The organism is Vibrio alginolyticus NBRC 15630 = ATCC 17749 (genome assembly GCF_000354175.2).
Lineage (GTDB): Bacteria > Pseudomonadota > Gammaproteobacteria > Enterobacterales > Vibrionaceae > Vibrio > Vibrio alginolyticus.
The window spans coordinates 1,425,604-1,451,775 of the sequence record NC_022359.1; the positions used below are offsets into that span (position 1 = coordinate 1,425,604).

Consider the following 26,172-nt stretch of genomic DNA (forward strand, 5'->3'; position numbering starts at 1 on the left):
GACATTCATGGATTTTCGATCAGATACCGTTACACAGCCCACCCAAGCCATGCGAGAAGCCATGTTTAAGGCCCCCGTTGGGGATGATGTTTATGGTGATGACCCTACGGTCAATGAGCTTGAAAAATTTGCTGCGCAGCTTGCTGGTTTCGAAGCAGCTTTGTTTACCACTTCAGGCACTCAAGCCAATCTGCTCGGTTTAATGGCGCATTGCGAGCGGGGAGATGAATATCTATGTGGGCAACAAGCACATAACTACAAATACGAAGCTGGTGGCGCGGCGGTTTTGGGATCAATTCAACCTCAACCAGTCGAAAATAACCCAGATGGCACGCTACCATTTGATAAACTGGCTGCTGCGATTAAACCAGATGATTGTCACTTTGCTCGCACTAAGCTTCTCAGCTTAGAAAACACAATTAATGGTAAAGTACTACCTCTGTCTTACTTAGCAGAAGCACGTGACTTCGTGAATAAACATAACTTGCAGGTGCATCTAGATGGCGCTCGCGTTTTTAACGCAGCCGTTGCACTTGATGTTCCGGTAAAAGAGATCGGTCAGTACTTTGATTCAATGACGATCTGTCTGTCGAAAGGTCTGGCTGCCCCTGTTGGCTCGCTACTGCTTGGTAGCAAAGACTACATCGCAAAAGCACGTCGCTTAAGAAAGATGGTCGGCGGTGGTATGCGTCAAGCGGGTATTCTTGCCGCAGCAGGCAAACTTGCCCTTACCGAACAAGTGGAACAGCTAAAACAAGATCACATCAACGCAAAAACCTTAGCGGAAGGTTTAGCAGAACTGCCTGGTTTTTCAGTCAACCCTGAATTTGTTCAAACGAACATCGTGTTCGCGAAGCTTGATCCTCAAGTGGACATAGTAAGTATCGCTGCGAAACTAAAGGAACAAAACATCACGATAACCCCTGGAAATCCAATTCGTTTTGTAACTCATAAAGATATTTCAGCGAAAGACATCGACACTTTCTTATCAAGTATAAAATCTCTACTTTAATTTGATTTTGATCATTGAGCTTCCCCTAAGGGGAAGCTTTATTGTATCGGCATGATTTTTAGCGAATAGATAACCTCCATGCTCAGATTTGTACTTCTAATCTCTTTTATTTTCTCTTCCGCTATCCATGCCGAGCCGTTTGGTGATGCTGATAAAGGTAAAATCAAATCACCTAGCTGTTTCTATTGTCACGGTGTTACAGGCATCGCAACGAACAACACCTATCCAAGCCTTGCTGGTCAAAATGCTCAGTACCTTTACAATGCAATGAAATCTTATCAAGCCGGTGAGCGTAAAGGGCCACTTGCAGAAATGATGGCAGCACAGTTAAAAATGTTAAATGATGAAGACCTTCGTGATGTCGCTGCTTTTTATGCAGAACAGACAGAAATCAAGTAATTAGATCACCTGTAGATGACTATGAAAGCTCGTGAATCATCCAAACTCAACGCATATTGAAACATTAACCCAACACTTGACCACAAAACAATCAAATTAACTTCACTTCAAATATTTGATGAATTTATAGTTCAACATAAGCATTAATATTGACTTTTTATTCTATTTTATCGATATTTCATGCTTTATTGAATTTGACGTGAAGTAAGTTATGTCTCACACACATGCGCAACCAGCAGACTCGGTTGCTACCCCTAAGTCGTGGCAGATGCCAGATACCCTCATTTTGATCTTCATTGTTGGTATTCTTGCTGCGATTCTTACCTACTTAATTCCTGCTGGTCATTTTGATAGCCAACAGGTGACCTACATGGTCGACGGTGCAGAAAAAACTCGCACAGTTATCGATCCTTCTTCTTTCTCTTATGCAACCGACGAAAACGGTGAATTGGTTTACAACAAGGTTGGCCTGTTTGCTTCTGGTGGTGGCATTGGTCTGATGAACTTCCCTTTCGAAGGGCTAGTTTCTGGCTCTAAATGGGGCAGCGCAATCGGCGTGATTATGTTCATGTTGGTTATCGGCGGTGCTTTCGGCGTTGTAATGCGCACAGGCACAATCGATAACGGTATCCTGCGCCTTATCGATAAGACCAAAGGTAACGAAGCGCTATTCATTCCAGTGCTATTTTTGCTGTTCTCGCTAGGCGGTGCGGTATTTGGTATGGGTGAAGAAGCCGTAGCATTTGCGATTATTATCGCGCCGCTTATGGTTCGCCTTGGTTATGATGGTATCACTACGGTAATGGTTACCTATGTTGCGACTCAAATTGGCTTTGCTACTTCTTGGATGAACCCTTTCTCCGTCGCTATTGCGCAAGGCATTGCGGGTGTACCTGTTTTATCCGGCATGACAGTACGCATGGGGTTATGGGCTGGCTTTACGTTAATCGGTATCGCTTTCACAATGATCTACGCCGCTCGTGTGAAGTCAAATCCTAAACTTTCTTACAGCCATCGCACAGACCAGTATTTCCGTCAGCAAGAGCTTGGCAATCAAGATTCTCGTTGGAACCTAGGTGACACACTCGTTATCCTTACGGTTATTGCGACCACGGTGTGGGTCGTTTGGGGCGTAGTCGCTAACGCATGGTACATCCCAGAAATCGCGTCTCAATTTTTCACTATGGGCTTTGTTGTCGCGATCATCGGTACGATTTTTCGCCTGAACGGTATGACGCTAAACTGCGCAGCTGATGCATTTAAAGAAGGTGCAGCTATTATGCTTGCACCTGCCCTATTAGTGGGTTGTGCAAAAGGTGTATTGTTGATCCTTGGTGGTGGTACAACTGATGAAGCGAGTGTACTGAATTCAATTCTAAACAGTGCTGGCGGCGTAATTAGCGGGCTTCCTGACGTGGCTGCGGCATGGTTAATGTATGTATTCCAATCTATCTTCAACTTCTTCGTCACTTCAGGATCCGGACAAGCGGCACTAACGATGCCTCTACTGGCCCCTCTGGCAGACATTGCAGGAGTTACGCGCCAAGTGGCAGTTTTGTCATTCCAACTTGGCGATGGCTTTACTAACGTTATCGTCCCTACTTCGGCATCTCTCATGGCAACGCTTGGTGTCTGCCGTATCGACTGGGGTGACTGGGCAAAATTCTGCTGGCGATTTATTCTATTACTCTTTACCCTATCAAGTATCGTCGTTATCGCAGCTCATATTATGGGTTTTGCGTAAAACGAAGCCAATTGGTAATTAAGGCGAGACATGTTCTCGCCTTATTAATATTCATGGTATGACGACGCTAAGGTTTTAGATTAGCTTATGGTTTTGGAGTGGTAACTTTAATGGCAACACAATTTCTCGATGACGTGATTCAAGGTCATCAAGTGATTCAATCTCTCAATGTAGCAGACCTAAATTCGGGCGAGCATAAGTTTTGGTTTCGCATCGCAACGAATGCTCTCTCTCAGTGGCAACACCTACCTGTGCTAGTGTTCAAAGGTGAAAAACCTGGCAAGAAGATCATGATTACCGCAGGGGTTCATGGTGATGAGTACAATGGTGTGTTAGCAGCGCAGAAAACTGCTCGAGAGCTCATCGGCACTGAAGTCGCTGGTACTGTCACTATTGTTCCAACCATTAACATGCCAGGTATGCTAAACCACAGCCGCGATTTCTATTCCGCAGATCCTGATGCGTCTCCTGCAAACTTAAACCGCTTTTTTCCTGGTGACCAAAACGGCAATGAGGCCCAACGTTACTTATATGCATTGTGGAATGATTTGCTCAAGCCAAATGCTGATTTAGCCATTGACCTTCACACTCAAACCAGTGGTGCGGCCTATCCACTTTACGTGTTTGCAGATTTCCGAATCGAGCAATCATTAGAAATGGCTCGTCTCATTAATCCTGATGCGATTTTAAATGATCCTGGAGATGCTGGCGTCCTTGAAACGGTTTGGAATAACCATGGTGTCCCAAGTATTACTGTTGAAGTAGGTATGGGGCGATACACCGAGCAAGAACTTATCAGTCGAACTGTAACAGGCATTTTTAATGTGCTGAAAAAGCATAGCATTGTTGAAGGTGATATGGACCCTATTACGTCATGCTTGGAAGGAAACGAAATCGTCAGTGTGAAAGCGACACACGGCGGCTTTGTACTGCCTCATGTCAGTTTGATGAATTTTGTCGAGCAAGGCCAACTTCTTGCGATTCAATACGACAGCTTTGGCGCTGAGATTAAACGCTACACCGCCCCAACAAACGGCACAGTACTTAGCCACAATGTTGAATCTATTCGAGCACCAGGTTCCCTGATCGTTCGTTTGATTAAGTAAACCATAACCGTTTGTTGATAGAGCAACCTTTCGACGCTCACTCAAATTTATATAAGCCCCATCACGAGTAATCACAAATGATGGGGCTATGTCCATTTTGACCACATTAAGTTACGCCGTAACAAATTACTGTTAAGCGAAATGACAAACTGAGCTCTTAATTAGGAAGCTTCCCCTCTGTCCGCTTTTTCAGCCACGCTGATGAACTTAAAGCTGTCTTTGTTTCTCTTGTTCAACAAAAATGAGCTCGTCGATAGCGAAACCTTTCTCTTTAGCTACGTACTTAAAGCGCTCCACTACTTTCTCATCAACGTTAGGCGTTCTAGACAATAGCCACAAATAGTCGTGGTTGTAACCGGAAACAAACGCATAGTCATAGTTTTCACCTAGCTCAAAAACAATGTAAGAAGAGTATATTGGCCCAAAAAAGGAAACCTTTAAGTGTCCAACCGTTTTATCTTCAACAAAATAAGCTTTGCCTTCAGCTTCTGACCACTGTCGCTCTTCTTCGGAATATCCACGGTTTATCACCTTAACCCCACCATCCTCGCGAACCTGATACTCAGCGGTAACGTTGGATAAGCCTCGCTCAAATGAATGGTCTAGGCGTGCAATTTCGTACCACTTACCTAGATATGGCTCTAAATCGAAATTATTGACGGGTTCCACCCCATCCGGCTTCGAAGTACAACCAAATAAAGTTGCAAGTGACAAAAGTAAAAATATTTTTATCGATTTCATACAACACCTAAATTTTAATTAGTGATTGATTTTACTCTAGAAGATAACAAATCGATCACTAAGCCGCACCATCGCCCTCATAGGTACACATCACAATTCTTCATCATCAATAGCGCGCTGAACACCGAAACCTCGTCATCTCAGCAAATCGATAACAAGATTGCTCTATTTTTGACTTACAAGCTGACCATGCTTGTACATTTTGTCAGCATTTAACCCTATGCATATAGAAACTTTGCACAACATAGACATTCGTAGGCATATCACCCTCCTATAATACGTTGCGTTATAGACAGAGGTTATTGTTATGAAATTAAAAACAGTGTCAGTTTGTGCACTTTTGGTGTTACTTGCAGGTTGTCAGCAGGAAAAGCCGAGCGCAACGACACAATTAACGACCTCGGCAGATGTATGTAATGCACAAGGAAACATGCCAGGTGGGTGGAATGAGTTTAACGCGACCCCTGATGCACAAAAGGCAATGGCCTTTGTTTTAAAGAAAATGGACACAATAGCGTCGTTTAAACAAATACTGAATGTTCACGCGCAAATCGTTAGCGGCGTCAACTATGCTATTGAGTTTGAATTGGATGATGGCTCTGTTTGGAACACGATTGTTTATCGCAACCTCGATGGCGAATATGCGATTACCCAATCGCCAAAAGAAGGCCACTTTTGCGAACAGTAGCGACTTAGTCAGAAAGCCCCAACATTAGGGGCTTTTTGATCTAACAGTAGTCACTGAATTAGACAGCGAAGCGACATTGAGATTTAATCGACACCGTTGAACCAAGTCTTGATGGTTCTACATCAATCCTCTGCGCCATTTGTTCTTTCAACTCAGAAACGTGAGAAATAACACCGATCATGCGCCCAGTCTGTTGCAGGTCCACTAGCGTTTGAATAGCAAGATCTAAAGACTCTGGGTCTAAACTACCGAAGCCCTCATCAATAAATAAAGTGTCTAAACGAATACCGCCACTATAGGATTGCACAACATCCGACAAACCAAGTGCCAGAGCAAGCGCTGCCATAAATGATTCACCGCCGGAAAGTGTCGCAACATCACGCGTTTTTCCTGTGTAGCCATCTTCAACCATTAAATCTAAGCCGCGACCCGCAGCACCTTTGAAGCCCTCTGTTTTTCGAGCAAGAATATAGCGCCCTTTACTCATAAGGCTTAAACGTTGGGAGGCCTGAATCAGCACATCATCCAACAGTACACCAAGAACAAAGCGATGTAGGCTAACCCTGCTGCCTGTTTTACCACTAGCAACGTCGTACAACGTACCAAAGACTTTGTATTCTTCTTCTAACTTACTATTTTTCTCATGCAACACGGCAATATCTTTACGAACCTTTTCAAGACGTTCAAATATTGAGCGTGTGGTATCAAGTTGATTCCTTACTTCAATATATTGCGCCTGCAGAGTGGTTAACCTGTCATTAAACAACTCTAAATTAGGCCTTTCAAGATCTTTCAATGCATGATTTAAATCATGTAGTGTTTGCTCAAGCTTGGTTTGTGCCTGTTTGAAGCTGTCTATTTCTTGCTGCCAGGCTTGAAGTTCATCATCTCCCACTCGACTACTTAGATAATGGCTTTCATCCTCAAATTTACTCGCCTGTAGTGCCTCATTCCACGCTAATTCTGCTTGGCTAAGTTTTTGCTCTGACTCAGATAACCACTGCTTGTTCGTCGCTAAGTGACTTTCCGCATTTGATTTCTCCAATATCGCTTGCTGCAAAGCGGTTTGCGCCTTTTCTAAGCCTGTGTTCAAACTCAGAATTTGCTCTTTTGTCAGCAAAATTTCACGTTCAAGCAAGTCAGCGGAACTGTATTTTGGGTCAATAGAAGCTTGTAATTGAGCCAATTGTTCTTGGTTCGCTTTAACGGTTGATTCATTTGCCGCCATTTTATTCTGCAGCTCATGAATTTTATTTTCACCCACGACGCAGCGTTGATTAAGCTGTTCAACGTTCTTTTCTAGCTTTTCAATATCAATAGCTTGTAGACGTAGGAGTTGAGCATTGATCGCTTGCAAATCATTTTGAACCGTCGAGATCTCAGATGTAGCATACTCACCCAACTCCTCTTTCAACTGGTTACACTGATTCTGATACTGACTAATGACAACGTTATGTTGTTCTAGCTGATTGCTTAGTTGGTTCAACAAGGTTTGAGCTTCTCGCTCTTTAGCTCTAGCCGCCTGAACTTGCTCTTTTGTAACGGCTTCTTCAACAAACGTTGCGGGGTTAGGATGCGTTTCGCTACCACACACCGGGCATGCTTCACCTGCTTTTAGTCGCTGCGCTAATACTGCCGCTTGAGCGTTGTGCCACTTAAGCTCTATCGTATCAGCGGCTTGTTGACGCTGCATATAGCGCTGACTGGCTTCGTGTAGTGACTGCTGCTTGCCTACAGTTAGCGCATTGAGTTTAGAGAGCTCTAAAGTAAGATCATGCAGCTTTTGTAGATCCTGTAACAGCCGTTGTTTTTGTTTTATTTCCGCATCGATGCTGCCAATAAGCGCAACATCAACTCGTGCTTTCTCTAGCTCCTTCTGTCCCTGCTGGGCCTGTAACGTTAACTTATCTTTTAGTTCTATGTACTGTTTTAACGTTGCTTCAAATTGTTGTTTTTGTTGATAACCCGCCGTTATTTTACTTTCCAAATTGTCTTTCTCGACCAACTTGTTTTTCATACTTTCAAGCTGATACTGCAGTTGCGTTAACTGCGGGACCTTTGCCGCTGCCTCTTTTGCACTTTGCTGCAAGTTTTCTTGTTCTCTCGCAACGACATTAGCTTTTTCGAGACTCTCTTCCAAAGCTACGATTTTTTGCCTAAGCTCTTGCGTTTGAGCTTTTGCATTTTGTAATGAGATGTAGGGCAACTCTATCTTATTGGCATTTTTAGCGTTTTCTAATTGCTGTTGACGAGCTTTTATCGAATCTGCGTGTTCTAGATGCAGCTTGAGTGCGCTTTCTGCTTGCTCTCGTTTCGAAAACTCTCCATTCAAGGTTTCCGCTTTTTGCAATTCAGATTTAGCAGTATTGAGCTTATCTAACGCTGCTTGCTCATTCTTTTTATCAGACTCTAATTGCTTAGTTACTTGTTCCAGTTGTTGTAATAGTTCTTGTTCAGAACTCGCTTCTGCAACTTGTAAAGCACCTCGAATTTGATTATCAAATTCGCCTTTCGCTTTACTAATTGCACTCGCTTTATCTTTGAGCGCGTACTCAATTTTTTTATATATGTCAGTTTGAAAGAGCTGGCCAAAAATTTCTTCACGCTCTTTAGAGCTAGCAAGCAACAGTTCTCGGAATTTTCCTTGAGGCAACACCATAACTTGACGAAATTGAGTTTCATTCAAGCCAATAATATTGCTAACTTCAGTTTTAACCTGAGTCGTCTTGCTGGTGATAAGCGTTTCAGTCTCACCGAGTTCATAAAGAGCCGCAGTGTGCTTTTTAATCGTCATCCCTTCACCACGGGCCTTGGGCGCTTCCTGCTCAGGGGATCGAACAACTCGGTATTGTTTGCCGTGTAACGAAAATTCGAGAACTACTTCGGTTGGTAAGTCTTGCGCGGATAAGTCACACCGCATCTGAATACCTTGTCGCTCATTACCTGTGGTTTCACCATAAAGGGCGAAGCAAATGGCATCTAAGATCGACGTTTTACCGGAACCTGTAGGACCATTAATCAAAAATAGAGGGTTACTGCCAAGCTTCTCAAAATGAATGATTTCAGTTTTTGCAAACGGACCAAAGGCTTGCATGGTTAGTTTAATTGGTTTCATCTTTGGTCCCTATTGCTGTGATAATTGCTTAATAATGTCAGTAACAGCTTGCTCTTGCTCTTTAGACAACTGGCTATCTTGCGCCTCAATAAAAAAATCTCGGAACATATCAATTTCGCTTCGCGCCAACTTTGCTTGCGCCATTTCCTGCTCTACCCCAATTAACATGCCAGGTTTCTCAAGGTGTAAAACGTTTGGATACACTGAACGAAGTTTTTCCATTGGGTTTAAAATCGCATGTTTATCCATCAAACGAACTAACAAATAATCTTCATTCTTGGGGTCTGTTTTCCCTTGCTCAATAACTTTATCCAGCTCGCCCTCTACAATACGCATTTCATGAGGAGCCGTAAGATCAATATGCTTTGCAGAAACGAATCCTTTCTTGTCCAGTTCAACTAACGTGAAACCTTTTCTCTGGTTCTGTTCACCAAAGCTATACTTCATGAGAGAGCCAGAGTAACGGATATGCTCTGCGCCTTTCTTTTGAGGCTGATGCAAATGACCAAGTGCGACGTAGTCAAAATCTAAGAAGTGTTCATGACTCACGCGATCAGAACCACCAATAGATAATGGTCGTTCAGAGTCTGACTCGATAGCCCCATCAACAAAACAGTGACTCACGAGCACGCGCTTTTGCTTAGAGATAAAGCGCTCTTTAATTTGCTCAACAAGCAATTGATGAGCCTCATCATGAGTGGATACCGAGGCTTTGTAGGCAAACCTGACCTGTTCAGGGTCGTTATAAGGCATACCATAAAACGCGACCTCGTCCGCAGAGTCCGTTTTTATGATTATGGGAGTGAGCATATCTTCAAAGTTGCTAACAATATGGAGACCTGCATTTTTCATTTGCTCTGAGCCGAAACCTAGCCTTTCTGCACCATCATGGTTGCCAGATATAAATATCATTGGTGTTTCTAACTCGGTACAAATGCGTTTCACGACTCGATCTAACAGTTCTATTGCAACCGTTGGTGGCACCGAACGGTCATAGATATCTCCCGCCACTACAACTGCATCGACGGGGTTGCGTTCAATATAGTTAATCAGTTGTTCGAGTACTGCTTGTTGATCTTCGAGTAGTGATACGTTGTGGAATTGTCGACCAAGATGCCAATCTGAGGTGTGGATAAACTTCATTCGAATTCACTTTCCGCCAATTCTATGAGTAGGCTTGCTTCTGTCAGAGTCCATGTACCGTTTATAAAAAGGAATGCGTCACGGGTGGGATCTCGAACAAGCCAAAACTCAAGTTATTTTATATCGGTAAGGATATCTTGAGTCGAACAGCTTTTCATGTGGTTTGTGTTCTATGGCTGGCTATTTAATCAGAAAGCGAGAAGAACACTGTAAAAACGCGGTGAGCAAAGCTATTTTGAAAAGCAAGCTGCGCCTAGTCATTGTCCAAACATCATTAAAGGGCCAGTTTCGAGTCAATCCCCCATAACATTTGCATCACTAAAACCTCAGCTACTAGAAGGAAAAGCAATAGCCAGACCTATTCGCTACGCCAATTGTATATTACTCCTACCGCATAGCCATCTGGCTCGATGTCGGCTTGCAAAACGTGAAAGTCTGGGCAGGGGCTGCTTCTTTGAAGCTCATCAATCACTAACGCTTTTAAAACTCCGCCACATGCACCCAATCCGCCAAGTTTTATATCAACAAATTGATACTGAGTTTGATCGGTCACCCACGGAGACAAGAATTGCATTGAGTTTAACCATTGCGGCTCTTCCTCATTAACGGATAAATACAATTGACTGAGTGGATGTTCACAACTTACTCCTAATTGCTTAAACACCTTGTCCACGGCGATGCGTTGTTGTTTGGCATCTAAATCAATTCGAACAACATCAGGCACAAGACCTGAATGTCGAAAAAAACACTTGGTTAAAATGATAGAGCTTTGAGGTTCGACATGCCCTTCTACATCGCTCGTAACCTCTATAGCCAGTATCCAAGTCGCTTGCGTTTCATTAACTTCACGATTTATCCGATTTAGTGCCATCAAAAATGCAGCTTGGCCATAAGGATAAAAGTAAATTTCAGTATTGACAGTTTGGCCAACGAAAATAGAAAGCTCGCTTATCAATGCTTTAAGCAAGCTTTTGTCTACCGAAGATGGTAAAAGAACACAGAGATTCCCTTTGATATCAACTTGCTCAAGACTCTCGCGCTCAGAGCGCACGAGGCTTAATATATGCTCATCTATTGATTGAGCAAAGTCAGGGGGTCGGATTTCCTCGGACAATCTAAAAGAATCATCAGCTATCTCGCGAACGGTGTGTGAACGGCCATTAAAGGATAGAAGATGCGTTTGAAATGCGAGTGGCATCTAGCCTCCGATTAAAACCGTAGGCATACCAGATAGAATTTTGCCACCATGAGACGTTGAATCGCCGACTCTTGCGGCTGGTTTACCGTTGATTGTTACGCTAGAAGAACCTGCTGAGATACTATCCGGAGGACCGATACAAATAAGCTTGTCGCCTTGTCTTGCCGCAGGTATCCCGCCAATCGTTACGTTTGGTGAACCAACAACGACGGGACCACCGACATGCGGTATCTTTCCTGTTTTTTTAGGGCAAAGATGAAAGCTGCCCAAAATTGCGGCTGGTTTACCCACTTTAAATCACCTTAGTTCAATGAAATTTGCCCAGCTTTAAGAGCAATAGCTGAGCCGTTAATGGATATTTTATTACCTTTGATATTGATTTCTCCAGAGCTAGACATCTGAATAGAAGCACCACCTACTTTGATCTCGACGCTCTTTCCTGCATTAAAAGACAGTACTTCACCCGTTTCATTCGAAAAGTTTTTACCTACTTTCAAGCTCGCGTTCTGACCAACCTCTTGATTAACATCATTGGTCACTTTTTCGGTTTTACTGTTTTCAACGGCGATATCAACACAGTCTTCAACTAGCATTTGGAACAGTTTTTCAGCATGAAGATAAATGTGCTCTTCACCAGGCTTATCATCGAAGCGCAACTCATTAAAATTGGATGTACCTTTTTGTACAGAGCGTGATTTATAACCACTCTGAGAACTTTGCTCTGGTAAAGCGTAAGGAGGGAGTTGACTACCGTTATATAGTGACCCCGTAACGATTGGTTGATCAGGGTCTCCGTTGACAAACTCGACGATGACCTCTTGTCCGACTCTAGGGTGAAACACCGACCCCCATCCGTTACCTGCGATATTTTGCGCAACACGAATCCAACATGAACTATTTACATCGTATTTACCAACACGGTCCCAGTGAAACTGAACTTTGATACGGCCATGTTTGTCTATGTAAATTTCACCATCTTTGTTCCCCGTAACTATTGCAGTTTGCAAACCTTTCATCTGAGGTTTCGGATAGTTAACTGAAGGACGAAGGATTGTCTTTGAGTCAACACAACTAAACGAGACTTTGACACCTTGCGCACCGGTGCCACCTTGACCAGTCTGGTTATAAACAGCAGCAGACAAAAAAACAGAAGACAGTACATATTCTTTGCCAACTCGAGATTTATCTTCATGTTTTTTAAACTTGAAGCACTTGCCTACGCTGAATGTTCTGCACGTAGCCTCGCCACGACACAAATATGCATTTTGCTGTAGTGCTTCTATTGCATGCGTGTTTCTCAGTGCGTATTGATCATTGCTCTCCATTTCACCCATGTATTCAAAATACTCGCTTTCAGGCACTGTAAAAAAATCACTTTCACCCTTTGCAGTATTTTTAGGATTCGAAGAAGGCTTGAGCATGTTATAGCCTGACTTTTGACTCGCTTTAGTAGTCAGAATTTGCGTTTCATGCCAAGAAGAAATGTGGCTAGATTTCGCCGTACCTGTATCAAAATCGACTAAAAACTCAGTACCCGGCTTATAAAAACTGATGTCATCAAAAATATTGAGCGTATGGGCAGACTTAGTATGTGTAAAACAAAATGATAGCCCCTCTTCCGATAACAGACGTCGAACAAATTCAAGATCTGATTCTTCATATTGTACTTTGTACGTGTATTTAGGATAGGACTTGGTTAGCTCAAAACTAAAGGCAACACTATGCTCCGATAGTACTTCAGAGATAATTTCCTTTATATCTTTATGCTGAAATATTCTGCAATTTTTTCGATATTCAGCGAAACGTAATTTAGGCTCTATTAATAATTCTATGTTTTTATAATTTTCGCCTTTATGTGTATTAGAAACCCTTTTCCCTTCTAATCTTGCAGCAGAAACGTAACCATGCATATAACGAGGATTTGAAGAAACATCCTCATTATTTTCAAGGGTAATGGTAACTTCCTTACCAATAATTTCGTTTAACTCACTTCGTTGATCATTAAAGTAAGCTTTAGCACGCAATGAAAAAAGTTCTGAGATCTCTTCTTTATACTCAAACGAGTTTAGTATGATGGCATCTTTACCGAATGGGGAAGAAATTCGGATGAAATTGTTATCTTGAGTTGCTCTTTTCATTAAATACTTCTTTCAAAAAAATGCGGAGGAATACTCCCCCGCATGAAAATTACATTTGTTGACCTTTAACACCGCTGTAGCCGTATACCAATGGAGCAGAAGTGTTGTTCTTATCGTCAGTAGGAGTCACTGTCATCATCATTTCTGTGTAAGAAATTGTGATAGTTTCAACTGGACGATCGTCTTGGATAGAAACTGAGTAGTTAGAAATCATCGCATCAGTCAGTTCGATCTTCATGATCTCTTCAACCTTCTCACCCTGCTTAGTAATATGGAAAACCGCTGGTTTACCTTTACCAATCGTCGCTTCTTTAAATAAGTCAGGAGAAGAACGGTCTTGAAGTTTAGTGATAGTCAAATCATATAGACGAGTAGCGCTCGCTTCACGGTCCATCGCTGTACCAGTGTATGATGAGATCTCACGACCTACACTCCAATCTACAGATAGTAGTGTAATCAAATCTTTGTATTGCTCGGCTGTTGCCTCACCCTTAATATCTGCGTATTTAAGATACGTATTAGACTGCATGCTAATCTCCTATAGCATTATTAATTGACATATATCGTAGTAATTTAATTATCTGACGTTTGGTGATAATTAGTGATTAATGTATCAAAAACTTCATTTTAAATACGCCCTGTTATATCTTTAAATAAGATTTAATTTAAGCGTTTTTTATAAAAAATAATAGTTAATATGAACCAACTCCCAATTATTATTGAGAGTGTAAAGGATGTTAAACTATTGAGACATCAAGTCCACTAGTTGTACCTTTAACAATAATTTCATCAAACGTCTTATCATTAAGAATTGCATGCAATATTTCATGAGAAATCTTCGGAAGCAATGTATTTTCTATGGTTGTTTGTACCACACGCGCACCACTGCCAGACTCATTGCTATTGTCTACAATATCATTAATTAGTTCCTCATCAAAAAACAGGTCAGCGTTATAGTGCTTACGAATACGAGTCGTAATTTTATCCAACTTTAATTTTGTTATTTCTATCAATACTTTTCTTGATAGAGGCAAATAAGGTAATACGTTCACACGCCCTAAAAATGCAGGTTTAAAGTCGACCAACAAATCATCGCGTAAAGCATCTTTTAGTGCTGACGGCTCAGGAGATAAATCAGGATCAGAATACAAAGACATCGTCGTTTCGGTCCCTGTGTTCGCGGTCATAATAATAATAGTGTTTTTAAAGTCTATATCTCGACCTTCACCGTCTTTAATTGAGCCTTTATCAAACACCTGATAAAAAATATCTTGAACACCAGGGTGCGCTTTTTCCATTTCATCGAGGAGAATTACACTATAAGGTTTACGTCTAACAGCTTCAGTCAGTACACCTCCTTCTCCATAACCGACATAACCAGGAGGAGAACCTAATAGCAATGAGACTTTATGCTCTTCCTTAAATTCCGACATATTGATAGTCGTGACATTTTCTTCACTACCATAGACTTTCTCTGCAATCGCCAAAGCCGATTCGGTTTTACCCACTCCGCTTGGTCCGGTTAGGAGAAATACACCATTTGGTCGTGTCTCATCCGTGAGCTGCGCACTCGCGGTTTTTATCACTTCAGACATGAGCTCTAAAGCGTGATCCTGCCCGACAACTCGCTTACACAAACTTTCTTTCAAACCCAATACTGCTTGGATTTCATCATCCTGAAGTTTACCTAGCGGTATACCGGTCCAATCCGAAATAACTTCTGCGATTAGCGCTTCATTTACATGCGAAAAAACTAAGGGCTGTGAGTTAGCGGAAAGGTTATTTTCAAGCTCTTGTAACTTGTCTCTAGCAGTTTCAGAACCCTCCTGGATTATTTGGGTTCTAAGTGACTTAGCTTCATTTACCCATTCTTTTTCTTTTTCCCAAAGTACTTCTAATTCAATAATGTCATTAGATAGCGCATCAATCTCTTTTCGGACACCTTGCAGCTGCACATCAAGAGATGCTCCTAGCCGACTCTCTTGGCTAAGATGCTCATACTCAGCTTGCTTTGCTTTAAGTTTGTTTCTTTTCGCATCTAGGCCTCCCGGTGTAGATGACTGACTTAACGCAACTCGAGAACAGGCCGTATCCAAAACAGAAACCGCTTTATCTGGCAGTTGACGACCATTAATGTATCGAGCTGACAGTTGGACCGCTGCATTGAGAGCTTGGTTAGTGATATGAACATCGTGGTGTTGTGCCATTACATCAAGTAAGCCTCGTAACATTTCGATCGCGAGTTCAGGGGCAGGCTCATCAACCTTTACGACTTGAAAACGCCTAGTTAAAGCTGCATCTTTTTCAAAATACTTTTTATACTCTGCCCACGTTGTTGCTGCGATCGTTCTGAGTTCACCTCTCGCTAATGCTGGCTTCAGAATATTCGCCGCATCACCTTGGCCCGCTTGCCCACCACCGCCAATTAGGCCATGAGCTTCATCAATGAACAATATAATAGGCTGTGGAGCGTCGTTTACTTCCTTAACAAGGTTCTTAAGCCTGTTTTCAAACTCACCTTTCATGCCTGCGCCGGCTTGCAGTAACGCCAAATCCAGAGACTTAATTGCCACATTTTGCAGAGCGGGAGGTACATCGCCATCAATGATCTTTTGCGCCAAACCTTCAACAACGGCTGTTTTTCCAACACCAGCTTCTCCCGTAAGAATCGGGTTGTTTTGTCGGCGTCTTAATAAAATATCGATCATTAGGCGAATTTCATTATCTCTACCAATCACCGGATCTATTTTACCTTCCCTAGCTTGCTCAGTAAGGTCTGTTGTAAATTGATTCAAGGCGGAATTCGCGTTTGACTGCGCTAAGTCATTCGATCTTGATTGAGGCGCATTACTTTCTTTAAAGTTCAATAAGCGAGATGGTTCTATCTTGTTTAGTTCAGGACTAATCGAACCAGCCATGTTGACTAACGTATCATCAGACAAGTAGGCAAATAAAAGATGGATGCACCCCAACTGTTCTTGATTGAATTCAATGGTTGCAGACAACAAGGCATTTTGCATAACAGTCACCGTATGAGCTGATAGCCCAGGCACCGACTGGCATCCTGTTTTGTATTTTTCTAATGCCTTTTGAATATCGGTTTCAACCTTGATTTTATCGACATCAAATTCGTCAAAAACTTCAGAGTAAATATCGTCAGGATGGCGGATAATCATCATTAACCAGTGAGACATTTCAATACTGTGATGAGTTCGGGAGCTTGCCATCGCAGCTGCCTGTTCAAGTGTTTCCTTAGCCTGAGGAGACAATCTTTCGACCAACGCTGAAAGTGAGAGTGAAGCCATTACATTTCCTTTAAATAGTAATTGTTATAGTTCGATCTTTTGTACGTTCGTGTTTTTTAAGCACAGAACCAATACCTAACTGCCCCTGCTGTTTCGATAAACAAGCTTGTGGTAGCAAACTATGTTTGGTGGTGAGCTGCCACTTCAGTTGTTTATGTTTTCCAATCAACTCATAAGCAGCGTTCTTAATGATTGCTATATTGGGTTGGTTAGGAAGCAATTTACTAACTAGCTGTTTATCTTTTGGCAGAAATTCTATTGTTGTCCCCGCGTTGATGTTCCATGCTTTCGAACCCAAAGACGCTCCTAAACCAAGTTGAGCAAACTGCCCTTCAGGCATAGTTCGGGATGCAAGGCGTGTTTGCTCTTCTTTCGTAAGGTGTAACCATTGTCCTTGAAATTCATGAACTTTTACTTGGCATCCAGATAAACATTCAAGAATACTTTTCAGTCCACCTTTACTTCTCACTGGTGAAGCAAACACACCACCATAGTGCCGGGACAGTGAACTCCCTTTCCCAGTTAATGCCGATTTACAGCTTTCTAACGGCGAACGCGCGCCCTGCGCATGCGCACGAGACTGAACAGTCAGCTGACTCAGTTGCCAACATCGATAATAAAGAGATAATAAGCGATGATTGAAAATATCGTAGAAGTCCACCATAGCCGTATCGCCTTCTTTTTGGCGATGTAAAGCTAATTCACTATAGTGCTGGGGAAGCACACCTTGCTCACCCGTTAGGCCTATTAAATTGGTCTCAATCTCTAACTTGCTGTCATCTATATTTTTCAGTTCACAAAGCTGAGCATTTTCAAAACCTAATGATGGATTAACCTTTAAGTTTAGCTTTTCATGCTTCGGTAACGCATCTGTTCCTATTTGCGCCTCTGCTTGCAGAACTTCGTGTTCAATAAGATGAATCGCTTCAAACAATGGATGTTGCTTTAATTCTCGATAAAATTGTTCCGCGCTCATAGCAACACCTTATCGCCAGTTAATGCGGGCCATAGGTGGAAAGACTTTCCCGTGGACTTAATTCTTATTTCTAACTGCGTAAAAATGTTAATTTCAGCATATTGCGAGAAGTAAACAGATAAAACACTACCTAAGAGAAAGATCTGCTCTTTAGGTAAAATTTGATCAGAAACCGTCAAAATAATTTTTATACCGTGCGCAAATCCAACTTTGCCTTTCTGACTAATTCTTCCTGTAGTAGGCTCAAACTCTAACTTAGTTAAAGCATCGATTACCGCTTTCGTTTCTGCTGTCCCAGAAAATGCATAGAGATTAAGGGTCTGCTTCAAAGTTGCTAAACCATCTTCCTCGGTAAAATGGTTTAAAGTTAAAAGCTTAGTTAACTGCCATCGTGTGCTTTCATCCATTTCTGGCCGAATAGTTTCTGATAAAGAAACTAAACAACGAACAGATTCGAAATTGTCATTTACCTCCGGTAAAGATACTTGCGGCAGCCCACCTCCAAATGGAAGTTTCTGCGCTAAGTTGCGGTTACAGCACTCAGCTTCCACGTACATTAACCAGTTTTCCCGGCTATCCGGGCTGAACAATTGATGTTTTTTATCAACAAAAGAAATGTAAGTTTCTCTACCTGGCTCATCATACCCACCAGCCCAGTTCTTATCCTCACGTCTCATCAACCAATAAATCTCACTAGTGTTTGTATAATGCGTGTGCTCACCAGCGTGATAACATGGCAAATTGTGGTACGTTTTGTTCCAGTTTCTCAACGTTACGTCAGAAATTGAGACAACCTCATTACTTTCAGATTCTTGGTATTGCGGAGACAAGTGGTAATCGTATTCAGTTGGTAGAATACGCTTAGGCTCCATAATACTTTTAAATAAGTTGATTACAGGCACACAACCTACCATTAAGCTTTCTTCGTCCACTTGCTTTGGAAGCCAGTCATCGTTGGTATCAAAGTAAAAATACAGTTCGACTTGCTCTCCAAGATCTAGCTCAGATAATCCAAGTTCGGTGATATCAAAGAACATAAACTTCTCAGGAAAGTGCAAATACTCAACAAGTAATCTTGCTCCTGAAAAGCTTCTTTTACTGTATGGCACAACTTTCTCATCTTCTGAAAATCCTACTTCAGAAAGATGTCTTTTGGTTAAAGGACGAACTTCTTTGCCATCCACAACAACAGATAAACCAATTAGGTTTTGAAACAGCATTTGGTAGAGCTTAAAAGTCAATTGAGATTGACCGTTTAAATAGAAGCGCAGCCGTTCTATCCCCATTTCACCAAGAGGAGTCTCTTCATCTTGAGCCGTGAGCTGTACTTTCAAAACTGAATGAGCATTGCTTTCCCATCGTGAGCCAACTGGCTTGAAAGGCGCATTTTTAAAAACGCCAGAGGTCACATCAACAGGATACATTCTGACCGGATAACAAGTTCTAAACTCGCATTCATGATATCCAGTAGCACCGATAACAACTCGCTCGCCTTCTTCTACATCAAAATAAGAGGAAGTGGAGTTAGAACAGCTCATTTTAATGACTGACATTGACGGGATTGGGGCGTGAAAATCCGGATATAACTGTCCCATCAAAGACTCTGTAAACTGAGGGTAACTATTGTCTAAGCTTTGTCTAATCCTTGCTGTTAGAAATGCGCAGCCTTCTAACAATCTTTCTACGTGTGGATCGTCAACCTGTTCCTCACTAATACGAAGTCTCGCGGCAATCTTGGGATACTGCTCACCAAACTCTTGCCCTTTGTGACGCAAATAAGCTAACTCGCGATTATAGTACTTGAGAAACTCTTCACTCATTTTGCTCTACTCAGTTTCATACCTAAATTTACCGGCTCTACTTCAGAATTGAATCGCACTTCATGAATACTGTTATCAATTAAGCAAGTGGCATTTATCTGTAACCTCAATACCCTATCAATAGCGTTTTTCTCGTCCGAAATCTGGACATGAGGGTTCCTTAACCTCGGCTCAAACTCTTTAATTGCTTCATGAACGATGTCGCAAAGCTGATTCTGCCCTTCTTGGCTGCTATAGGGCATTGAGGAAAAATCTGGCAGCCCATAGTTCAATATTGAATAACGAACCTCTAGAAGATCATCAGGAATATTTTTCCATCCAATACGACTATTCAGCATCGACTCTAGATCTCTAAGTAAGCTGCTCAACATCTGTTGCTGGCTTGCAGGGAAGTCTTTCTCATCTCGAGTGAGAGGATCACTATCTATCAATTTGTCGAGCAGAGAAACGGTTAACGACATGATATTTCTACGCTATTTGTTTCTGTTCTAATAATGTAGTCAAATCACAGATTGGAAGCGCTGAGTCACCGACTAACCAACATTTTTGACCCAAGCCAACAAAAGATTCTTGCTCACCAATCTGCTTCCAATCCGTTTCTCGGCCTAACTTTTGTGCATCGGTCTCTGAGTCGACATACGTCAAAGGCATATGGCCTTCGCCTTCACCAAGTCCATCGATATCAAACTCGACAGGTCGCCAAATACTTTCTAACAAAGAAGTAGGTGCTTTAACTTCTAGCGTATGGATGCTCGATATGGGTACAAGAAAATAGTTACCTGCTGTAGAAAACAGTTCAATGTAACCACCTAAACGATCATCAATATCTCTAGCATCTTCGTAGTTTGTGCCGTTTACGTTAAACCCTTTAATAGTACGACGCTCTTCAATGCGATGCGATAGACGTGACGCTTCTTCGTACTCTTGATTTCCGAGAGCAAGATTAAATCGAACAAGCTCTTTAGTTAATTCCTCATCACCTAATACTTTGGCACTAGCCGCACCATTGATAAAATCCTTTCTAGCTTGAGCTGCTTTCACTAAATGTCGTAGCTGACTTGCACCAGGCAGATACTCAGGAAACAATTTAATCGATTGCATGAGCTGAGCGTCCGCACGCTCGAAGTCCCCATCAATGCAAAGAAGCTCAATGAAGGAACTTCTCAAGCTCGCATCTTTAGGGGTTGCTTTAATTTCATCAATTAATTGCTCTAGAGCGTGTTGCAATAGGCCTTGGGACAAAGCATTTTTCCATTGAGTCATTGTTATTTCCTTACACCATGTGCTCTGGTGATAATTCGGTAATTAATTTAATGCTAGATACCATTTGATCGAGTTGAAAATGCGGTCGCAAATGGATAACTGAGTAATAATGTCCAGGAGTTTCTCTTTTCTCTCGAACTGTAATTTTCGCTTCATTTAGGGGGTATTTAGCTCGAAGCTCATCAGACGCTTCATCTGATGCGGTAGTGTACTGATGTAACCAGCGTTGAAAGTCACGCTCTAGGCTTTCTGCGTCTTGATACCCACCAATTTTGTCACGCCCCATAACCTTGAGATAATGTGCGACTCGCGATACACACAATGTGTATTGCAACATCGATGTCAGTTTTGCATTCGTTGAAATATGCTTTTCTGCGTATTGTTTGGGCTTGTAGAGAGATACATTCGAGGTCATCCCTACCATATCAGTCTCAGGTATTGGAGAAATAGAAATAAAACCGCACTCAGACAATTCTTGCTCTTTTCTCTCAGTGATTTTCAAGTTTAACGGACATCTTTCACGATCATTCTTGCCATTAACACGCATCGTGCTCCTTGTAGGAGCGGCGATAATACCCTGACTGTAATCGCCTTGTTTAATCCCTCGCATATGCGTGAACCAACCATGTTCCTGAAATGCTCTAATTGATACAGCAGCAAAACAGTACGCACTACTCCCCCATAGCAAATCTCGGTTGGAGTCGTAGATGTGTTCTTGAAAATTGAATTTATCATTCCGCGAGCCATCACTTTTGTATGGCTGACGGAACAAGACGTTAGGTGCAGTCAAACCAATAAATTTAGCGTCATCGTTATCTCTCAAACTACGCCACTTTGCATAATCTTCCTGTTCAAATTGGGCTGCTATATCTCTTATCGCAGAGAGTTGAGCGAAACTATCAACACCAAACATCTCTGGCGATGCAGACATGATAAATGGGCTGAATGCTGCAGCTGCAGACTGAGAGATCTTACTCAACACAGACAGATCTCTATCAAAATAATTTTTACTAGGATCACAGCGAAGCTGATAATCTCCAACCACCACACCAAAGGGTTCTCCCCCTGCCATGCCATATTCATTTTGATAGAGCAACTTAAATAGTGCTGATTGGTCAAACTCGATGGCTTTTAAAGCATCTTTACTGATTTCATTCCATGTCGCCGTTAAAACCTTAACTTTTACAGAGTCCGATGAACGAGAATCAACCTGTTCACATAAATACCTAACTCCAACCCACCCCCTTTCGAGCTGTTGAAACTCAGGATGATGTAATATTTCATTTAGTTGAGATTCTAATAGCTCATCAATGCGGTTAATTGTGTTCATCACACTATGACGAAAGCTGTCCAAATCTCTTGAACGTGTACCTTCTAGCCAAATTCGCGCTGACGCTACAAGATCAGAAGATTCATTGAATCGAGTCAACCACGGGCTATCAAGTTCAGCGTAGCCTCCGGTACTGAACTCATGTTTTAGCTTGCTAGGGTCGCGAAAGTTAAGTGACACTGCTAATTCCATCTAGAACATAAAGATTGGTCATGGCTGGCCTTTCGACCAGCCAATTCATTTCTTATCCACCTGACTGAGGGATCTTGGCCACAAGTCGCAAAGATGTCGTCAGTTCTTCCATTTGCAACCAAGGTTTCAGCCATGCTACGGCATTGTAAGAACCAGGTGCGCCAGGAATTTCCTTAACCTGAACACGAGCGTCTGCTAGAGGGTATTTCGCTCTGATCTCTTGACCACCGCCTTCAGAAGCATTGACGTAACCTAGGATCCAGCGGTTCAGCCAAGACTCAACGTCTTCTGCTTCCATAAAGCTACCAATTTTATCTCGAGCCATTACTTTCAAATAATGCGCAAAACGAGATGTTGCCATCATATAAGGTAGGCGGGCAGAAATGGCCGCATTGGCCGTTGCTTCAGGGGATTCATGGTTCGCTGGTTTTTGACAGGTTTGCGCACCAAAGAACACTGCATAGTTGGTGTTTTTGTAGTGACAAAGCGGTAAGAAACCAAGCTTACCAAGCTCCGCCTCACGTCTGTCGGTAATACCAATCTCTGTTGGGCACTTCATATCAGGGTCGCCATCATCACTCATGAAGAAATGCGTTGGCAAGTTATCCACTCGACCACCGCCTTCTGCACCACGGATGGCAGTACAAAATCCATATTTTGAAAATGCGTCGGTTAACTTAACACCAAGAACATACGAAGAGTTCATCCAACAGTAGTCGTTATGTTCAGCGTTAACAGCAATACCTGAAACAGGATCTACTTCGAACTCTTCAAACCCAAACTCTTCGACTGGAGCGGTAGCTTGTCCGTATGGCAAACGAGCAAGGACTTTTGGCATCGTCAGACTAACGAAGCGCGAATCGGCACTCTCGCGGAACGAACGCCATTGGGCGTATTCTAGTGATTCAAATACCTTATCTAGGTCGCGTGGTTTTGACAGCTCAGTCCACTCATCAAAGCCGAATAGTGCTGGTGAAGCCGCGGACAAGAATGGAGAGAAGCCAGAAGCCGCTACATTTGACATTAGGCGTAACGACTCAATATCTTCTGGGTGGTTGGTAAACTCATAGTCTCCAATCAATGCACCATACGGTTCACCACCAGCACTACCAAACTCAGACTCGTAAACCTTTTTAAAGATCTGGCTTTGATCAAACTCAACAGCTTTGCTCAAGTCTTTATGTAGCTCTTTCTTGGTCATGCTCATCATGCGAACTTTCAGAGTAGAGCTGGTCTCTGAATTCATCACTAGATAATTTAAGCCGCGCCAAGAACCTTCGAGTTTCTGTAATTCTGGGTGATGCATTACTTCAGACAACTGATCAGAAATCTGCCTATCGAGCAAATTAATCGCTTCACGAAAAGTTACTGTTAGGTTTTTGTTCCAAGTAACTGTCCCTTTCATTGCTTCTTCAGCGAGCGTTTTAATCAGCTCCTCAGCACGAGAAGCTTCGGTCTGCTTAGTCGCACCAATAGCTTGATCTAAGAATGAAGTTGTCTGTTCATTAACTGTTGGATCTAACTGTTTTTCAGCTTCAGTCGTCATTATTCCGCTCCTTCAGTACTGTCTGACTTCGCTTTCTTGTCAAGATCTAACTCGCCTGCAAGTCTTGCCAGATTGTCCGTATTGTTCAAAACATCCTCTAGGATATTTTCAAGCTCTTCTGAGCGGTCAACTTTTGTCATCAAATCACGCAGTTTATTACGCGTTTCCATCAATTGGCGTAGTGGATCAACTTGATTTACGATCGCAGCAGGCTCAAAGTCTTGCATTGATTTAAAGTTTAAATCGACCTCAAACTGTGAATCGTCATTCGCAAGCTTATTCGCAACTTTAAACTTCACCGATGGATTCATTTTTTTGAGTACATCGTCAAAGTTATCTCGATCGATCTGAATAAAACGGCGGTCTTTTAATGGCTTCAACGCTTCTGTGTTTTGACCAGCGAAATCACCCATTACACCTACAACAAAAGGCAGTTCTTTCTTAAGAGTTGTACCTTCAGTTTCAACATCATAGGTAATGTGGACACGAGGCTTCCGTACTCGTGATAGTTTCGAGTGGATACTCGTCATACCATTCTCCCTTTATTAATTTTCATTTTGTTCTGCTATGCCAACCAAACGGAAGTAGCTTTTCTTTGCATCCCCGTCGGAGATAAGTTCCGCCAGTAACTCCGGCAGAGGCATCCCACACCAACGAATGATCTGTTCGATGGAGTAAGAAACTGGTGAGTGAGGTTCACTCTCTCGGAAGAAATCAGCTACTTGCTGCAATTGTCTAATTGCCTGCTCTCGTGATTTCATGTTTGTCGCTAATAATGCATCACAACTTTGTGAACTTAACGGTTGTTCAGAAGAAGATTCATCAAGATCCTCTAGCTCTTCAATCACTGCTTGTGGTTGATTAAAACGATCTCCAAGAAGGTGCCTTAATGCCGAGTGTATTGATTCAAGTCTTTTTGATATATAAGAACTAGGAGTCACATCACCGACCGCTTCATCTAATCGCTGACTGAATTCATTAAATGATTCCGTAGCGAACTCCAAATCCGTGATTAATTCTCGATAAAACGTATCAGAAGTCGACTTAACCGTAGTTATAATTTCAGATAGCTCAACAGCCCCAAGCTCGACTCGATTTCGGCGCTTATCTTCGTCTAAGCGCTCAAGCTCTATAGCTTGCTGATATTCCCAATAGGCATAAGCTTGCTCCACGCCTAAGTCAGTCAATGGTATACAAGCAATTGGAAAAATAAGTGTTCCTTCACTATCGATACCATTGAGGCCAATAATCGCCGATATTCTTGTCTCAATACCATCTTCATCAGGCATTGGGTACAGATCATCCCAAAAGTTCTCAATTAAACTGGTTGCGAGTTTGTAGCCAACGCCCATACCACGAAAACCATACAATCGAGTTAGGGCTTCTATAAGCCAGGCAACAAATTCCAAATCTTTAGACTGATTCGTGAGTATTTCTGGGACATCTTCAATAAATACTCGCCATAAATTACTGTGGGTATAGATACTTTCTTCTTCTATAAGAGCATTACGTTCAGCGTTGCGGGCGGCCATACGCTGATCTTTCAACCGATAGTAAGCAGACTGTGGTGATACATCCTCTCTAGGATCAACACCTGTAGGATTTTCTTGAGATATAGGAGCCAACGCTTGTTCATACCAATCAAACATTTCATTACTCATAAGCTCTCCCTCTTAGAAAGACAGGTATTGTCGCGTCTTCTCTAGCTACTGTTTCGCACTCCGTTTGCGCTTGGCGAACTTTGATCAAAGCACAAGTTACGTTATCACTTGCGCCCCGAACCAAAGCCGAATGCATGAGCGCTAATCCAGCTTGGTTGACTGAGTCTGCATACAATGTCCGATGAATTTCATCACTCGTAAGTTCCTTAGAGAGTCCATCGCTACAGAGTAGAAACTGATCGCCGTCAGCCAACTGCCCTGAAACTTGATCAATAGTGACACTTTCGTCGACCCCAACAGCTCTGGTAATAACATTTGCAAGAGGGTGAGATTCGGCATCTTCAAATGCCAATAAGCCCTGATCCACTAAGTCCATGACTTGACTATGATCACGTGTTTTTTGGACAAAATTACCACTTCTAAGCTGGTAAATTCGGCTATCCCCCACCCAAAGACAGTGGTAATACCCATCCTGAATAAACAACAAAACAAGTGTTGTTCCCATCGTTTTACCGTCTAAGTGATTTTGTGCGTATTGGTAAATTTCTAAGTTCGCTTCTTGAACCACTCTTCGGATATCATCGATATTAGTATTGGAGACATCCTGCATGTGGCGCGCGACTCTATCCACTAGCATCTGGCTTGCTATATCGCCAGCACTGTGTCCACCCATTCCATCGGCAACCACCCAAATATGCTGCTCTGTCATATCCAACAGAGCATCCTCGTTATAAGGGCGTACTTTTCCTGCGTGCGATTTAGCAAAGGTAAAATAGTTCCAATTCATTCTTCTAT

At 42.3% G+C, this 26,172-nt stretch carries 22 protein-coding genes; 5 read left to right on the plus strand and 17 right to left on the minus strand.

Annotated elements, in window-relative coordinates; all coding sequences use genetic code 11:
- The first annotated feature begins 7 nt into the window (after positions 1-7).
- The 4 genes from ltaE to N646_RS21665 all read left to right on the plus strand — a co-directional run bounded on the left by ltaE (position 8) and on the right by N646_RS21665 (position 4,261).
- Positions 8-1,012, plus strand: coding sequence for a low-specificity L-threonine aldolase (gene ltaE, locus N646_RS21650; RefSeq protein ID WP_017820204.1), 1,005 nt, complete (start codon positions 8-10; stop codon positions 1,010-1,012).
- A gap of 78 nt (positions 1,013-1,090) precedes the next feature.
- Positions 1,091-1,411, plus strand: a complete 321-nt coding sequence (locus N646_RS21655; RefSeq protein ID WP_017820205.1) for a c-type cytochrome — start codon at positions 1,091-1,093, stop codon at positions 1,409-1,411.
- Positions 1,412-1,622: 211 nt separating this feature from the next.
- On the plus strand, positions 1,623-3,155 hold the full coding sequence (yfcC, locus tag N646_RS21660) for a putative basic amino acid antiporter YfcC (RefSeq protein WP_005387492.1): 1,533 nt from the start codon (positions 1,623-1,625) through the stop codon (positions 3,153-3,155).
- A 110-nt stretch (positions 3,156-3,265) separates the two neighbouring features.
- Positions 3,266-4,261 (plus strand): succinylglutamate desuccinylase/aspartoacylase family protein, encoded by a 996-nt coding sequence (locus N646_RS21665; RefSeq protein WP_017820206.1) that lies wholly within the window; start codon positions 3,266-3,268, stop codon positions 4,259-4,261.
- A 207-nt stretch (positions 4,262-4,468) separates the two neighbouring features.
- Here N646_RS21665 and N646_RS21670 read toward each other — a convergent pair whose 3' ends face one another.
- A complete protein-coding gene (locus tag N646_RS21670; RefSeq protein WP_017820207.1) occupies positions 4,469-5,002 on the minus strand; it encodes a lipocalin family protein in 534 nt (177 codons plus the stop codon).
- Between the two features lie 307 nt (positions 5,003-5,309).
- Between N646_RS21670 and N646_RS21675 the strand changes: the two genes are divergently transcribed.
- Entirely contained in the window at positions 5,310-5,690 is a 381-nt protein-coding gene (locus tag N646_RS21675) for a cystatin domain-containing protein (protein ID WP_017633640.1), read from the plus strand.
- Positions 5,691-5,748: 58 nt separating this feature from the next.
- Here the strand turns inward: N646_RS21675 and N646_RS21680 are convergent, their stop codons facing one another.
- From N646_RS21680 to N646_RS21755, 16 genes are all read right to left on the minus strand, one after another.
- Positions 5,749-8,805, minus strand: coding sequence for an AAA family ATPase (locus N646_RS21680; protein ID WP_017820208.1), 3,057 nt, complete (start codon positions 8,803-8,805; stop codon positions 5,749-5,751).
- 9 nt (positions 8,806-8,814) lie between these two features.
- Entirely contained in the window at positions 8,815-9,948 is a 1,134-nt protein-coding gene (locus N646_RS21685; RefSeq protein WP_017820209.1) for an exonuclease SbcCD subunit D, read from the minus strand.
- A gap of 358 nt (positions 9,949-10,306) precedes the next feature.
- A complete protein-coding gene (locus tag N646_RS21690) occupies positions 10,307-11,146 on the minus strand; it encodes a hypothetical protein (protein ID WP_017820210.1) in 840 nt (279 codons plus the stop codon).
- The gene (locus N646_RS21695) at positions 11,147-11,437 is read right to left on the minus strand and encodes a PAAR domain-containing protein (protein ID WP_005375969.1); all 291 of its coding nucleotides are present in this window, start codon (positions 11,435-11,437) and stop codon (positions 11,147-11,149) included.
- Positions 11,438-11,448: 11 nt separating this feature from the next.
- Positions 11,449-13,284, minus strand: a complete 1,836-nt coding sequence (tssI, locus tag N646_RS21700) for a type VI secretion system tip protein TssI/VgrG (RefSeq protein ID WP_017820211.1) — start codon at positions 13,282-13,284, stop codon at positions 11,449-11,451.
- A gap of 49 nt (positions 13,285-13,333) precedes the next feature.
- Positions 13,334-13,813: an Hcp family type VI secretion system effector gene (locus N646_RS21705; RefSeq protein WP_005375967.1), complete on the minus strand. Its 480-nt coding sequence runs from the start codon at positions 13,811-13,813 to the stop codon at positions 13,334-13,336.
- Between the two features lie 208 nt (positions 13,814-14,021).
- On the minus strand, positions 14,022-16,589 hold the full coding sequence (gene tssH / locus N646_RS21710) for a type VI secretion system ATPase TssH (protein ID WP_017820212.1): 2,568 nt from the start codon (positions 16,587-16,589) through the stop codon (positions 14,022-14,024).
- Positions 16,590-16,599: 10 nt separating this feature from the next.
- Positions 16,600-17,565: a type VI secretion system baseplate subunit TssG gene (gene tssG, locus N646_RS21715; protein ID WP_005375963.1), complete on the minus strand. Its 966-nt coding sequence runs from the start codon at positions 17,563-17,565 to the stop codon at positions 16,600-16,602.
- Positions 17,562-19,385: a type VI secretion system baseplate subunit TssF gene (gene tssF, locus N646_RS21720; protein WP_017820213.1), complete on the minus strand. Its 1,824-nt coding sequence runs from the start codon at positions 19,383-19,385 to the stop codon at positions 17,562-17,564. Before tssF ends, tssG begins: the two co-directional genes overlap by 4 nt.
- Entirely contained in the window at positions 19,382-19,846 is a 465-nt protein-coding gene (tssE, locus tag N646_RS21725) for a type VI secretion system baseplate subunit TssE (protein ID WP_017820214.1), read from the minus strand. The genes tssF and tssE overlap by 4 nt, the downstream gene beginning before the upstream one ends.
- Before the next feature lie 7 nt (positions 19,847-19,853).
- Entirely contained in the window at positions 19,854-20,648 is a 795-nt protein-coding gene (locus tag N646_RS21730; protein ID WP_017820215.1) for a type VI secretion system accessory protein TagJ, read from the minus strand.
- 10 nt (positions 20,649-20,658) lie between these two features.
- A complete protein-coding gene (gene tssC / locus N646_RS21735) occupies positions 20,659-22,170 on the minus strand; it encodes a type VI secretion system contractile sheath large subunit (protein WP_021707734.1) in 1,512 nt (503 codons plus the stop codon).
- A 52-nt stretch (positions 22,171-22,222) separates the two neighbouring features.
- Positions 22,223-23,716: a type VI secretion system contractile sheath large subunit gene (gene tssC / locus N646_RS21740; protein WP_005375950.1), complete on the minus strand. Its 1,494-nt coding sequence runs from the start codon at positions 23,714-23,716 to the stop codon at positions 22,223-22,225.
- Positions 23,716-24,246, minus strand: coding sequence for a type VI secretion system contractile sheath small subunit (gene tssB, locus N646_RS21745; protein WP_005387524.1), 531 nt, complete (start codon positions 24,244-24,246; stop codon positions 23,716-23,718). Before tssB ends, tssC (N646_RS21740) begins: the two co-directional genes overlap by 1 nt.
- Positions 24,247-24,261: 15 nt before the next feature.
- Positions 24,262-25,377 (minus strand): type VI secretion system protein TssA, encoded by a 1,116-nt coding sequence (tssA, locus tag N646_RS21750; protein ID WP_017820217.1) that lies wholly within the window; start codon positions 25,375-25,377, stop codon positions 24,262-24,264.
- Positions 25,370-26,164 carry a PP2C family protein-serine/threonine phosphatase gene (locus tag N646_RS21755; RefSeq protein ID WP_017820218.1) on the minus strand — a complete coding sequence of 265 codons (795 nt, stop codon included), beginning with the start codon at positions 26,162-26,164 and terminating at the stop codon, positions 25,370-25,372. The genes tssA and N646_RS21755 overlap by 8 nt, the downstream gene beginning before the upstream one ends.
- Positions 26,165-26,172: the final 8 nt, after the last annotated feature.

Excerpts from the sequence above, each read along its gene's own strand:
- N646_RS21670 (WP_017820207.1), bottom strand. The coding sequence starts at position 5,002 with ATGAAATCGATAAAAATATTTTTACTTTTGTCACTTGCAACTTTATTT.
- tssB (WP_005387524.1), bottom strand. The coding sequence starts at position 24,246 with ATGACGAGTATCCACTCGAAACTATCACGAGTACGGAAGCCTCGTGTC.
- ltaE (WP_017820204.1), top strand. The coding sequence starts at position 8 with ATGGATTTTCGATCAGATACCGTTACACAGCCCACCCAAGCCATGCGA.
- tssA (WP_017820217.1), bottom strand. The coding sequence starts at position 25,377 with ATGAGTAATGAAATGTTTGATTGGTATGAACAAGCGTTGGCTCCTATA.
- N646_RS21680 (WP_017820208.1), bottom strand. The coding sequence starts at position 8,805 with ATGAAACCAATTAAACTAACCATGCAAGCCTTTGGTCCGTTTGCAAAA.
- N646_RS21655 (WP_017820205.1), top strand. The coding sequence starts at position 1,091 with ATGCTCAGATTTGTACTTCTAATCTCTTTTATTTTCTCTTCCGCTATC.
- N646_RS21705 (WP_005375967.1), bottom strand. The coding sequence starts at position 13,813 with ATGCAGTCTAATACGTATCTTAAATACGCAGATATTAAGGGTGAGGCA.
- N646_RS21685 (WP_017820209.1), bottom strand. The coding sequence starts at position 9,948 with ATGAAGTTTATCCACACCTCAGATTGGCATCTTGGTCGACAATTCCAC.
- yfcC (WP_005387492.1), top strand. The coding sequence starts at position 1,623 with ATGTCTCACACACATGCGCAACCAGCAGACTCGGTTGCTACCCCTAAG.
- tssE (WP_017820214.1), bottom strand. The coding sequence starts at position 19,846 with ATGTCGTTAACCGTTTCTCTGCTCGACAAATTGATAGATAGTGATCCT.
- N646_RS21755 (WP_017820218.1), bottom strand. The coding sequence starts at position 26,164 with ATGAATTGGAACTATTTTACCTTTGCTAAATCGCACGCAGGAAAAGTA.
- N646_RS21690 (WP_017820210.1), bottom strand. The coding sequence starts at position 11,146 with ATGCCACTCGCATTTCAAACGCATCTTCTATCCTTTAATGGCCGTTCA.
- tssC (WP_005375950.1), bottom strand. The coding sequence starts at position 23,716 with ATGACGACTGAAGCTGAAAAACAGTTAGATCCAACAGTTAATGAACAG.
- tssC (WP_021707734.1), bottom strand. The coding sequence starts at position 22,170 with ATGGAATTAGCAGTGTCACTTAACTTTCGCGACCCTAGCAAGCTAAAA.
- tssF (WP_017820213.1), bottom strand. The coding sequence starts at position 19,385 with ATGAGTGAAGAGTTTCTCAAGTACTATAATCGCGAGTTAGCTTATTTG.
- N646_RS21665 (WP_017820206.1), top strand. The coding sequence starts at position 3,266 with ATGGCAACACAATTTCTCGATGACGTGATTCAAGGTCATCAAGTGATT.
- tssI (WP_017820211.1), bottom strand. The coding sequence starts at position 13,284 with ATGAAAAGAGCAACTCAAGATAACAATTTCATCCGAATTTCTTCCCCA.
- N646_RS21675 (WP_017633640.1), top strand. The coding sequence starts at position 5,310 with ATGAAATTAAAAACAGTGTCAGTTTGTGCACTTTTGGTGTTACTTGCA.
- tssG (WP_005375963.1), bottom strand. The coding sequence starts at position 17,565 with ATGAGCGCGGAACAATTTTATCGAGAATTAAAGCAACATCCATTGTTT.
- N646_RS21730 (WP_017820215.1), bottom strand. The coding sequence starts at position 20,648 with ATGACTCAATGGAAAAATGCTTTGTCCCAAGGCCTATTGCAACACGCT.
- tssH (WP_017820212.1), bottom strand. The coding sequence starts at position 16,589 with ATGGCTTCACTCTCACTTTCAGCGTTGGTCGAAAGATTGTCTCCTCAG.